Annotated in this window: 11 protein-coding genes; 7 read left to right on the forward strand and 4 right to left on the reverse strand. The window is 61.3% G+C overall.

All coding sequences use genetic code 11. From position 1 onward, the window contains the following. Positions 1–299 precede the first annotated feature (299 nt). The 3 genes from SPE70_RS13570 to SPE70_RS13580 all read left to right on the forward strand — a co-directional run bounded on the left by SPE70_RS13570 (position 300) and on the right by SPE70_RS13580 (position 4274). Positions 300–1685 carry a diaminobutyrate--2-oxoglutarate transaminase gene (locus tag SPE70_RS13570; RefSeq protein WP_074188477.1) on the forward strand — a complete coding sequence of 462 codons (1386 nt, stop codon included), beginning with the start codon at positions 300–302 and terminating at the stop codon, positions 1683–1685. 9 nt (positions 1686–1694) lie between these two features. Continuing rightward, on the forward strand, positions 1695–3176 hold the full coding sequence (locus SPE70_RS13575; protein WP_162493254.1) for a pyridoxal phosphate-dependent decarboxylase family protein: 1482 nt from the start codon (positions 1695–1697) through the stop codon (positions 3174–3176). 204 nt (positions 3177–3380) lie between these two features. Continuing rightward, the gene (locus SPE70_RS13580; protein WP_064170256.1) at positions 3381–4274 is read left to right on the forward strand and encodes a LysR substrate-binding domain-containing protein; all 894 of its coding nucleotides are present in this window, start codon (positions 3381–3383) and stop codon (positions 4272–4274) included. Between the two features lie 241 nt (positions 4275–4515). Here SPE70_RS13580 and SPE70_RS13585 read toward each other — a convergent pair whose 3' ends face one another. The 4 genes from SPE70_RS13585 to SPE70_RS13600 all read right to left on the reverse strand — a co-directional run bounded on the left by SPE70_RS13585 (position 4516) and on the right by SPE70_RS13600 (position 8968). After that, the gene (locus tag SPE70_RS13585) at positions 4516–5706 is read right to left on the reverse strand and encodes a cytochrome c biogenesis protein DipZ (RefSeq protein ID WP_064170257.1); all 1191 of its coding nucleotides are present in this window, start codon (positions 5704–5706) and stop codon (positions 4516–4518) included. Positions 5707–5808: 102 nt separating this feature from the next. Further along, on the reverse strand, positions 5809–7152 hold the full coding sequence (locus SPE70_RS13590) for a sensor histidine kinase (RefSeq protein WP_040968545.1): 1344 nt from the start codon (positions 7150–7152) through the stop codon (positions 5809–5811). Further along, positions 7149–7889, reverse strand: a complete 741-nt coding sequence (locus SPE70_RS13595) for a response regulator (protein ID WP_064170258.1) — start codon at positions 7887–7889, stop codon at positions 7149–7151. The genes SPE70_RS13590 and SPE70_RS13595 overlap by 4 nt, the downstream gene beginning before the upstream one ends. An 86-nt stretch (positions 7890–7975) precedes the next feature. Continuing rightward, positions 7976–8968, reverse strand: coding sequence for an alpha/beta fold hydrolase (locus SPE70_RS13600; protein ID WP_064160409.1), 993 nt, complete (start codon positions 8966–8968; stop codon positions 7976–7978). A gap of 243 nt (positions 8969–9211) precedes the next feature. On the opposite strand from SPE70_RS13600, the gene SPE70_RS13605 reads away from it, so the two are divergent. From SPE70_RS13605 to pqqC, 4 genes are all read left to right on the forward strand, one after another. Further along, positions 9212–10231 carry a dipeptidase gene (locus SPE70_RS13605; RefSeq protein ID WP_064170259.1) on the forward strand — a complete coding sequence of 340 codons (1020 nt, stop codon included), beginning with the start codon at positions 9212–9214 and terminating at the stop codon, positions 10229–10231. Between the two features lie 136 nt (positions 10232–10367). Further along, positions 10368–10439: a pyrroloquinoline quinone precursor peptide PqqA gene (gene pqqA, locus SPE70_RS13610; protein ID WP_002905689.1), complete on the forward strand. Its 72-nt coding sequence runs from the start codon at positions 10368–10370 to the stop codon at positions 10437–10439. A 54-nt stretch (positions 10440–10493) separates the two neighbouring features. After that, entirely contained in the window at positions 10494–11420 is a 927-nt protein-coding gene (pqqB, locus tag SPE70_RS13615; protein ID WP_008804781.1) for a pyrroloquinoline quinone biosynthesis protein PqqB, read from the forward strand. Beyond that, entirely contained in the window at positions 11414–12169 is a 756-nt protein-coding gene (pqqC, locus tag SPE70_RS13620) for a pyrroloquinoline-quinone synthase PqqC (RefSeq protein ID WP_008804780.1), read from the forward strand. Before pqqB ends, pqqC begins: the two co-directional genes overlap by 7 nt. The last annotated feature ends 1 nt before the right edge of the window (position 12170 follow it).

Genomic DNA, 12170 nt, shown 5'->3' on the forward strand with positions numbered 1-12170 from the left:
TATCGCTGACGGAAGGCATTCCGTCAGCGTTTTAACGCAGCGGCAATAAAAATATAGAGACTTTCTCACTAATAATTACACTTTAAAGGGTTATCGTGACACGCAGTTGATCTATTATAATTCAGCAGGTTACGTTAATTATTGCCCCGGTAAGAATAACGTAAAAATAACGCAATCAATAAAACGTTGAATGCGGATTTAAAAAGCCATATATTGTGCGCGCTTTATGAATGCCAATTCAATTCCTTAGACCAATTATTCAACCAGCGTTCAACCGCAATGCTGGTTGTGGGAGTGATATGATGACGGATAAAGTCCGTATTGATACTTTACGTGCCGATTTATTAGACGCAAACAACGAAACCTTTTTGGCCCGTCAGGCCGAATTCGAATCGAATGTCAGGAGTTACCCGCGTAAGTTACCGCTGGCTATCACTAAAGCTGAAGGCGTGTGGCTGACGGATGCGGATAACAAACAGTACCTGGACTGCCTCGCGGGCGCCGGTACTCTCGCTCTGGGCCACAACCACCCTGATGTATTGCAGAGCATCCAAAGTGTCATTACCAGCGGCTTGCCGTTACATACCCTCGATCTGACTACCCCGTTAAAAGATCGTTTCTCCGAATACCTGCTCTCTTGCCTGCCGGGCGAAGGGAAAGAGTATTGCCTGCAGTTCACCGGTCCTTCCGGCGCTGACGCCGTGGAAGCCGCGCTGAAACTGGCGAAAAAATACACTGGCCGTACGGCGGTGATCAGCTTCTCCGGCGGCTATCACGGGATGACCCATGGCGCGCTGTCCGTCACTGGCAACCTGTCGCCGAAAGCGGCGGTTAACGGCATGATGCCGGAAGTCCAGTTCATGCCTTACCCGCACCTGTATCGTTGCCCGCTGGGCATCGGCGGCGAAGCCGGCGTGAAAGCCCTGACCTACTACTTCGAAAACCTGATCAACGACGTGGAGAGCGGCGTCCGTAAACCGGCGGCGGTGATCCTCGAAGCTGTGCAGGGTGAAGGCGGCGTGAACCCGGCGCCAGTTGAGTGGCTGCAGCGCATCCGCAAAGTGACCGAAGAGCATGGCATTCTGCTGATCGTCGATGAAGTGCAGGCTGGCTTTGCCCGTACCGGTAAATTCTTCGCCTTCGAGCACGCGGGTATCCAGCCGGACATCATCGTGATGTCGAAAGCGGTCGGTGGCGGTCTGCCGCTCGCGGTGCTGGGCATCAAAAAACAGTTCGACGCCTGGGAACCGGGTCACCACACCGGCACCTTCCGCGGCAACCAGCTGGCGATGGCTACCGGTCTGACCACCCTGCGTCACCTGCGCGACAACAAGATTGCCGACAAAGTCGCTGCCCAGGGCGAGTGGCTGAAAGGCAAACTGGCCGAGCTGCAGAAGCGCTACCCGGTCATTGGCCACGTACGCGGTCTTGGTCTGATGATCGGTATCGAAATCGTCAAGCCGAACGAAGCGCAGGATCACATGGGCTGCTACCCGGCTGACGGCGAACTCTCTGCCCTGCTGCAGAAGAAATGCTTCGAAGCGGGCCTGATTCTGGAGCGCGGTGGTCGTCACGGCTGCGTGCTGCGTCTGCTGCCGTCCCTGCTGATCAGCAACGCGGAACTGGATGTGTTCCTCGACAAATTCGAACAGGCCATGCTGGCCGCCGGCGTAAAGCCGGTCTGAGTGGAGTCAGTGACCACCATGTCCACATTGAATCCGATTCTTGCTGGTTCAGCGCAGAGCGTTGAAGCCTATCAGCAGGTTATCGAGCAGACCAGCCAGGCCGTTGTGCAGTGGCTGAAGCAACCTGAGATGTATCAGGGGAAAAGCGTTGACGAGCTGCGTGAGCGTATCTCCCTTGAATTTAACGAACAGGGTTTGGGTAACCAGGCGGCGATTGATCGTGCGATCGAGTACTTCCTGAAAGACAGCCTGTCGGTGCATCACCCGCAGTGCGTGGCGCACCTGCACTGCCCGAGCCTGGTAATTAGCCAGGCGGCGGAAGTGTTGATCAACGCCACCAACCAGAGCATGGACTCCTGGGACCAGAGCCCGTCAGCAACCATCATTGAGATGAAGCTGATCGAATGGCTGCGCGCCCGGGTCGGTTATCCGGCTGGCGACGCCGGCGTCTTCACCAGCGGCGGCACCCAGAGCAACCTGATGGGCCTGATGCTGGCGCGCGACGCCTTCTTCGCCCGTCAGGGGCACTCCATCCAGCAGGATGGGCTGCCGGGGGATATCCGCAAGTACAAAGTATTGTGCTCGGAAAACGCCCACTTCTCGGTGCAGAAGAACATGGCGCTGATGGGCCTCGGCTACCGCTCGGTCACGCTGGTGAAAACCGACGAATTCGCGCGGATGGACGTGTCCGATCTGAAAGCGAAGATTGCGCAAGCGCAGGCTAACGGCGAGCAGATCATGGCGATCGTCGCCACCGCCGGCACCACCGACGCGGGGGCTATCGACCCGCTGCGCGACATCGCCGGTATCGCCGCGGAACATCAGATCTGGCTGCACGTTGACGCAGCCTGGGGCGGCGCGCTGCTGCTGTCTGAGCAGTATCGTGACTACCTTGACGGTCTGGAGCTGGTGGATTCCGTTACCCTGGACTTCCACAAGCAGTTCTTCCAGACCATCAGCTGCGGCGCCTTCCTGCTGAAGGACGCGCGCCATTACGAGCTGATGCGTTATCAGGCGGCCTATCTGAACTCCGAGTTCGATGAAGAACACGGCGTACCGAACCTGGTGTCTAAGTCGCTGCAGACCACCCGTCGCTTCGATGCGCTGAAGCTGTGGATGGGTCTGGAAGCGCTGGGCCAGAAACAGTATGCGGCGATCATCGATCACGGCGTCACGATGGCGAAAAACGTGGCGGAGTACGTGAAGTCGCAGCCGACGCTGGAGCTGGTGATGCAGCCGCAGCTGGCGAGCGTGCTGTTCCGTTCCCGTCCGGCGCAGATGGCGCAGAGCGACGCGGCGGCTATCGCGCTGCTCAACCAGCGCGTCGGCGATGCCCTGCTGGCTTCCGGCCGCGCTAACGTTGGCGTGACCGAGCATAACGGTGTCACCTGCCTGAAGCTGACCCTGCTGAACCCGGTGGTGACGCTGGATGACGTGAAGGTTCTGCTTAACCTGGTGGAACGCACCGCTCAGGAGCTGCTGGCGCAATAACCTGCCCTAGCGGGCGGCGCCTGCCGCCCCGCTGTCAGCCTTACCTGCAATAAGCCGATAATCTCCTTATCGGCTTTTTTATTTCTTTCCGCGCCACTGACGTTCTCTGCTCCCTGGCTTGTCGCTGGGCCCGTTGACGCCTGCCTTTCGCGATGCCACAGTATTATCCCGAGAATAACGACGTTCAGGATAAACATCCTGAAAATGAGGATGATGATGGAGAAACGCTTACCGGGACTGGATCTCGACGCCCTGCGTAGCTTTGTGACCGGCATGGAGTGCGGCAGTTTCGCCCAGGCAGCGCTGCGCCTGTCGCGTTCCACTTCGGCCGTCAGCGCCCAGCTTAAAAAGCTGGAGAGCCAGTGCGGTACGGCGCTGGTGGCCAAACAGGGGCGGCATCTGGTGCTCACCGCGGAAGGCGAAAAGCTGATGAGCTACGCCAGACGACTGCTGGCGCTCAATGATGAAACCCTGCGCGCGCTGCAGGGCGAGCGACTCACCGGCGAGATCCACCTTGGTATGCAGGAAGATTTTGGCGAATCGCTGATGCCGGGGATCCTGGGGCAATTTAAACGGTATCATCCGCAGGTGCGGATAGTCGCCAGGGTGGATCGCAATGGTCCGCTGCGCCAGGCGCTGGCGGAAGAGGTGCTGGATCTGGCGCTGCTGTGGCAAACCGAAGATCAGGGTCCCGGGATGGGCCGCTGCCCGCTGGCGTGGATTGCGCATCCTGACCTGGATATTGGTGCACTGCTGGCCTCCGGCGAGCCGCTGCCGCTGGTGATGTTCGATAGCCCGTGCCTGATGCGCTCCTGCGCTATCGCCTGTCTCGATGCCGCGGGGATCCCCTGGCAGGTGGTATTCGTCAGCCACAGTCTGAACGGCATCTGGGCGGCGGTACAGGCTGGCCTGGGGCTGACGATACGCACCCGTATCGGCATGCCCGGCAACCTGCGCACCGTCGCCGGGCTGCTGCCATCGCCAGGTAGCCTGGCCGTTAACCTGCAACAAACCCCGCGCGAGGGACAGCATTCCGCCGCCGTGGCGCTGCTAGGAGACCTGATGACCGAGGCCCTGCAGGGGTGGGTCGAGATGTGACGGTGTCACGCTACTTCCATTCACCCTCACCCTAACCCTCTCCCTGAAGGGAGAGGGAACCGTCCGGCAGTCACCGGCAATGGCCATTCTGCGCCTCTCCCCGCTTCAATGACCGGTGGCGGCTACGCCTTACCGGGCCTACATCTCCCTGCGCGCTCCTGTAGGCCGGGCAAGCGCAGCGCCGCCCGGCAACAGGCACAAGGGATAAAGGGAACCGTCCGCCAGACGCCTACGCCGCGGGTCAGGCTTTGCTCTCCTGCAGCAGTTGCTGGATCACCTGCTCCTGGCGGGCATAATCCCCTTCGCCGAAGGCGGTATAACGCAACTGTCCGCGAGCGTCGAAAATGTAATGCGCCGGCCAGTACTGATTGCCGAAGGCGTTCCAGATGGCGTACTCATTATCCGCCACCACCGGGTAGGTTATCCGCCAGTCCTTCACCGCCTGGCGCAGCAGCGGCAGCGAACGCTCCCAGGGATATTCCGGGGTATGGACGCCAATCACCACCAGCCCGGCCGCGCGGTATTTGTTCGCCCAGTCGCGCACGTAAGGCAGGGTATGCTGACAGTTGATGCACTCCCGGGTCCAGAAATCCACCAGCACCACTTTGCCCTTCAGACGCTCCGGAGTTAACGCCGGGCTGTTGAGCCACGCGCTGCCTCCCGCCAGGGAGGGCATCGCGCTGCTGGGCTGCGGCGCGGCGATCGGCTGGAGGATGGTCTTTTGCTCCGGCTGCGGCAGACGGGCGGCCAGCCGCTGCTCCAGCGCCTGACTCCAGCCTCCCGCACTTTGCAGATAGCGATCGCCGCCGCTGGCGATCAGTGCCACCGAGGCCAGCATCGCCACCCCCGCCAGCCGGCGCAGCCGTTCGCCGAACGCCAGCCCACGACGCAGACGGGCAATCAATGCTGCACCACACCACCCCAGCAGGAATAACATCAGCGCCCCGCCGCTGCCGTAGGCCAGCAGCAACCCGCCGGTGGTCGCCTGGCCCGGATGCACAAAGCCCAGGCTGAGTATCGCCCCCAGTACCGGCCCGGCGCACGGGGCCCACAGCAGGCCCACCGCCAGCCCGGCCAGCAGCGAACCGATCCAGCCGCGCTGGCGTGAGCTGGCGTTGTTAAGCTGATTTCCCAGCGCCACCAGGGGTGAGGTCAGCCGCTGCGCGACGCGCTGCGAAAGCAGGCTCAGCCCGACCAGGGCGAAGAACGCCAGCGCCAGGCCGCGGCCTGCGAGGGTCAGATTCACCACCCAGCCGCTGGCGACCGTCACCAGCCACGAAACCGCGCCGAACATCAGCGCCATTCCAGCCAGCATAATTGCCAGCTGCCCCCGGCGGCCCCGGACGCTGGCGAACAGCAGCGGGATCACCGGCAGCGTACAGGGGCTCAGCAGAGTTAACATTCCGCCCAAAAATGCAATGAATATCGACATCGCCTTCTCCTCATTATGTCGTCGCTGCCGAGAGTGGCAGCCACGACATTACCGCAAGGCCATGTAAGGCGAATGTGTCGGGAAAGGGGGAGAATTGTCGGCTTAGTTATCCGTCTGCGCCGGAGATACAGCAGGATACAATCCCGCCGCGGCAAGGCGAACGCTGGCGTCCAGGCCGCCCTGTGGGCGGTTGGCCAGGCGCAGTGCGCCGTTCATCTGGCTGACCAGCTGCGCGGCGATCGCCAGCCCCAGACCGGTGCCGCCGGTATCGCGATTGCGCGAGTCCTCCAGGCGATAAAACGGCTGCAGCACCGCCTGTAGCGCGGCCTCCGGGATCCCCGGCCCCTCATCCAGTACATGGAGGGTGACATCCCCGGCGGCGTCGCGGGTCAGAGTTACCGTGACCGTGGTGCCGAATTTCAACCCATTATCGATAAGGTTAGTCATCACCCGGCGCAGGGCCTGCGGTGGGATCCACACCACCCCGGCGGTCTCCTCCGGGCAAAAACGCACCGGCCGGCCGACATCGGCATAATCGCAGACGATGGTGTCGAGAAAGGCGTCAAGGTTCAGCCGCTGGCGCGCCTCCGCCAGTGGCTGCGAGGTGCGGGCGAAGGCGATGCCCTCCCGCACCAGGCGGGTCATATTGTCGAGATCCTGCAGCAGCTTATCGCGTAGTTCCGGCTGGTCGGCCATCTCCACCCGCAGCTTCATTCGGGTGATCGGGGTTTGCAGATCGTGGGAGATAGCGGCGAGGATCCGCGCCCGCTCCTGCAGATGGTCGTGGATGCGCGCCTGCATCGCGTTAAACGCGCGAGCGGCACGGCGGACCTCTTCCGGCCCCTGCTCGGCCATGGTTCCCGCCGTGTCGCTGGCCGGTTCAAGGGCGTCCACTGCGCGGGTAAAACGGGTGATGGGCAGCAACACCTGGCGAACGGCATACCAGGCGCAGGCCAGCAGGAGAACAAACTGAGCGATCAGCACCACCGGCAGCCAGCGGGCGATGGCCGGTAGCTTCGGCCACAGATCGAGAGTCAGCGGGGCGCCGTCGTGGAGGGTAATATGGGCCTGAATATGCTGCCGCGGGCCGGGGATCGTCACAATACTTACCGGGTACTGCGCGCTCAGCGCCTCCTGCAGGGAGCGGGCTGCGTCCCGGGCGCGCCAGCTGTCCGGGTAGTCGCCGCGCTCGCCGGAGCCCAGCAGATAGCGATAATTGCCGCGCGCCAGCTTCGGCAGCCACTGTGGGCGCTCAGCGGCCGGCAGGCGGTCAAGGATAGCCACGCTGGTGGCGACATCGGAAGCCAGATTGCCCAGCATCACGCTGCGAGCGCTGCTCATGCGCTCATAAAACAGCAGCGACAGGGTTAAAGTATTCGCCAGCAGCAGCGCCAGAAACAGCAGCGCCATCAGCCTCGACTGCAGCGAGGCGGGCCAAAACCTCATTCATGCCTCTCGCGGATGGAGACCGGCACCGACAGCACATAGCCTTCGCTGCGCACCGTTTTAATGTAGGCCGGCTCGCGGGCATCCTCCCGTAGCCGCTGGCGCAGTCGGCTCACCAGCAGGTCAATTGACCGCTCAAACAGTTCCGCGTCGCGTCCCTGGGTCAGATTCAGCAGTTGGTCGCGGTTCAATACCCGCTGGGGGTGGTCGAGAAACACCCGCAGCAGCCGATACTCCGCCCCGCTGAGGGCGACGATGGCGCCGCTGTCGTCCAGCAGGTGGCGGGCGGCAGTGTCGAGCAGCCAGTCGCCAAAGGCGATCAGCCTGCCCGCCTCGGTGATCTGCAGATTGGGCGGCAGCGCCCGGATGCGGCGTAAAATGGCTTTGATGCGCGCCAGCAGTTCGCGGGCCACAAAGGGTTTAATCAGATAATCATCAGCCCCCATTTCCAGGCCGAGGATCCGGTCGCTGTCGTCGGTGCGGGCGGTGAGCATCAGCACCGGAATATCCTGCTGCGGGTTGGCGCGCAGCTGGCGGCAGAGCGTTAAGCCGTCCTCGCCCGGCATCATGATATCCAGCACAATCAGGTCAATTTGATGATTTTTGAGCACCGACCACATGGCTTTGCCGTTCGCCGCGCCGCTGGCGCGATATCCCGATTTTTCCAGATAGTCGACAATCAGTTCCCGAATATCGCGGTCGTCATCGACGACCAGGATGTGGTCAATACGCTCCAAAGGGTGCTCCTGCGGCAAAATAAACTCTTCACAAGCATAAGCCGTGTTGCCGGAAGCGCAACGTCGCGCCGCCGGCAAGGTGCGGGTTACAAACGATCGGCGTCCACCACCGCCTGGACAAAGTCTGCCGGGTCCTCCTGCGGCGGATTATGGCCCACCGCCCCCTGCAGATCCCGGTGTTCATATTTTCCGGTAAATTTAGCCCGGTAGCTGGCGGGAGCCGGATGCGGCGCGCCGTTATTCGCCCCTTCAAGGGTGATGGTGGGCACGGTTATCGGCGGTAGCGCCGCCAGCCGTTGTTCATAGCCGGCATACTTCGCTTCCCCCTTCTCCAGCCCCAGGCGCCAGCGGTAGTTGCTGATGGTGATCGCCACGTGGTCCGGGTTATCCAGCGCCCGGGCGGTTCTGGCAAAAGTCGCGTCGCTGAATTGCCACTGCGGCGACGCCTGATGCCAGATAAATTTCGCAAAGTCGTGGGTGTTCTGCCGGTAACCGGCTTCGCCGCGCGGGGTGGCAAAATAGAACTGATACCACCACGACAGCTCCGCCTGCGGCGGCAGCGGTTTTTCGCCAATCTGCTGACTGCTGATCAGATACCCGCTCACCGAGACCAGGGATTTCACACGCTGCGGCCACAGCGCGGCGACGATATCCGCCGTGCGCGCGCCCCAGTCAAAGCCGGCCAGATCCGCCTGCCTGATGTTCAGGGCGTCCATCAGATGGACAATATCGGCCGCCATCGCCGACGGCTGACCGTTACGCGGCGTGCTGGCGGAGAGGAAACGGGTCGTGCCGTAGCCGCGCAGATACGGCACAATGACCCGGTAACCCTTCTGCGCTAAAGCCGGCGCCACCTGAGCATAGCTCTGAATATCGTAGGGCCAGCCGTGCAGCAGGATCACCGGCTGGCCGTCGCGCGGGCCGATATCCACGTAGCCTATATTCAGGTCGCCGGCGCGGATCTGGTGGATCTTGTCGAACGCCCCCGCGTCTTCCGCGGCGCAAACGGCAGCGGACCACAGGGTGGATAACCCCAGCGCCGCGGCGCTGGTATAGCGGATCAGGGATAATCTGTTCATCACTTTCTCACCTTTTATCATCATCAAGAGAGTACGTGACCAGTAAAGCGGAAATTTGTATCTGCCATGTGCCCGACCGGGGCCATTTTTATCTCTTAATGTCAGCGCTGCGCCGCGAGATACAGTGTGATACAGAGTCGAGGTTGGCAATTGTTGCGGGCATGTGAATTTATGCTTGCCCCAGGAGATAAATCCGTTACCGTGGCAGGCATTTTTCACCACTTAAGAACGCAGGAACCCGCTATGGCGATTTTTGATGGTCACAATGACCTGCTGCTGAATCTCTGGCTTCACCATCGTGAGGATCCGGTAAGCGCCTTCTTTGCCGGGATAGAAAACAGCCATCTCGACTATCCGCGTATCCGCCAGGGCGGGCTGGCCGGCGGCCTGTTCGCCCTCTTTGTGCCGCCGCAGGAGTATATCGCCCGCGTGGCGCCGCAGTACGCCAGCGAGGAGTGGGATCCGCTGGCGATCCTCTGGCAGCAGTTGGCTATCCTCAAGGCGATTTGCGCCCATGACGCCAGCCACGCGCGGCTGTGCCTGAGCGCGGCGGATATCGAACGCTGTCGCCAGGATAACGCGCTGGCGATGGTGGCGCACATCGAAGGTGCTGGCGGGTTCGACGCGCAAGGCGAAGATCTGCAGGCCTTTTATCGCGCCGGGGTGCGCAGCATTGGTCCGTTCTGGAACATCGCCAATCGCTTCGGCTGCGGGGTCACCGGCGCCTTTCCCGGCAGCCCGGACAGCGGGCCGGGTCTCACTCGCGAGGGCATTGCGCTCATCGCTCAGGCCAACGCCCTGAAGATGCAGATCGATGTTTCGCACATGAATGAACAGGCCTTTTGGGATACCGCCCACCATTCCACCGCCCCACTGGTGGCCACCCACTCTAATGCCCACGCCCTGTGCCCGCAGCCGCGCAATCTGACCGACCGGCAACTGCGGGCGATCCGCGACAGCGGCGGCGTAGTGGGCGTCAATTTCGGCAATGCTTTCCTGCGCGCCGACGGACGGCGCGACAGCGACACGCCCTTAACCACCATTGTCCGGCATATCGACTATCTTATTAACATAATGGGTGAGGATCATGTGGCTCTCGGCTCGGATTTTGACGGCATCACCCTGCCCGACGAGCTGGGCGATGTGGCCGGCTTACCGCGGCTTATCAATGCCTTGCGGGACAATGGCTATGATCAATTGGTGCTGGATAAGCTGCTGTGGAACAACTGGCTGCGGGTATTAAAAAAGGTTTGGCAACAATAGGTTATATTGTAAACATAAAGTTAATTCCTTACAGATTCCGGGTTGATCTCTCTCCCAGTGAAGCGCAATATGCGGCGGCCGTCACAGATCCAGCATTATCCGTGAGGCCTGTCGTCATTTTTAAGAGGAACACAACATGTGGAAGAAACCTGCTTTTATCGATTTACGTCTCGGTCTGGAAGTGACGCTGTACATTTCTAACCGTTAATCGCCCCGCCCGCCGTTCGCGCGGGCACCTTCATTCATTACCCGGTCCGTCTTCATGTTCATTAAAGTCCTCGGCTCCGCCGCCGGCGGCGGTTTCCCGCAATGGAACTGCAACTGCGCCAACTGTCAGGGTCTGCGCAACGGCACCATTCAGGCCAGCGCCCGCACCCAGTCGTCGATCATCGTCAGCGATAACGGCAAAGAGTGGGTGCTGTGCAATGCCTCGCCGGATATCAGCCAGCAGATTGCCCATACCCCCGAGTTAAATAAACCCGGCGTACTGCGCGGGACGTCTATCGGCGGCATTATTCTCACCGACAGCCAGATAGACCACACCACCGGGTTGCTGAGCCTGCGCGAAGGCTGCCCGCACCAGGTGTGGTGCACGCCGGAGGTTCATGAGGATCTCTCCACCGGCTTCCCGGTGTTTACCATGCTGCGACACTGGAACGGCGGCCTGGTGCATCATCCCATCGCGCCGCAGCAGCCTTTTACCGTTGACGCCTGCCCTGATTTGCAGTTTACCGCCGTGCCTATCGCCAGCAACGCGCCGCCCTATTCGCCGTATCGCGACCGGCCGCTGCCGGGCCATAACGTGGCGCTGTTTATCGAAAACCGCCGCAACGGGCAGACGCTGTTCTATGCCCCGGGGCTGGGTGAGCCGGATGAAGCCCTTCTGCCGTGGCTGCAAAAAGCGGACTGTCTGCTGATCGATGGCACCGTCTGGCAGGATGACGAGCTGCAGGCCGCCGGCGTCGGGCGCAATACCGGTCGCGATATGGGACACCTGGCGCTCAGCGATGAGCACGGGATGATGGCCTTGCTGGCCTCCCTGCCGGCAAAACGCAAAATTCTCATTCATATTAATAACACCAACCCGATCCTTAACGAACAGTCTCCCCAGCGCCAGGCGCTAACGCAACAGGGGATTGAAGTGAGCTGGGACGGGATGGCAATCACCCTTCAGGATACCGCATGCTGATCACCGACACGCTGTCGCCGCAGGCCTTTGAAGAGGCTCTGCGGGCTAAAGGCGCCTTCTACCATATTCACCACCCTTACCACATCGCCATGCATAACGGCGAAGCGACCCGCGAGCAAATTCAGGGTTGGGTGGCGAACCGGTTTTATTACCAGACCACCATTCCGCTGAAAGACGCGGCGATTATGGCTAACTGCCCGGATGCGCAGACCCGGCGCAAATGGGTGCAGCGGATCCTCGACCACGACGGTAGCCACGGCGAAGATGGCGGGATTGAAGCCTGGCTGCGGCTGGGGGAAGCGGTCGGTTTGAGCCGCGACGACCTGCTCAGCGAGCGTCACGTGCTGCCCGGCGTGCGCTTCGCGGTGGATGCCTATCTTAATTTCGCTCGTCGCGCCTGCTGGCAGGAGGCGGCCTGCAGCTCCCTGACCGAGCTGTTCGCCCCACAGATCCATCAGTCGCGCCTCGACAGCTGGCCGCAGCACTATCCGTGGATCAAAGAGGAAGGCTATTTTTACTTCCGCAGTCGTCTGAGCCAGGCTAACCGCGACGTTGAGCATGGTCTGGCGCTGGCGAAGACCTACTGTGACAGCGCTGAAAAACAGAACCGGATGCTGGAGATCCTGCAGTTTAAGCTCGACATCCTGTGGTCGATGCTCGATGCCATGACCATGGCCTACGCTCTGCAGCGCCCGCCCTATCACACGGTCACCGACAAGGCGGCCTGGCACACGACCCGACTGGTGTAAT

Origin of the sequence: Klebsiella sp. ZJOU C1, assembly GCF_035620215.1 — a bacterium.
GTDB lineage: Bacteria > Pseudomonadota > Gammaproteobacteria > Enterobacterales > Enterobacteriaceae > Klebsiella > Klebsiella variicola.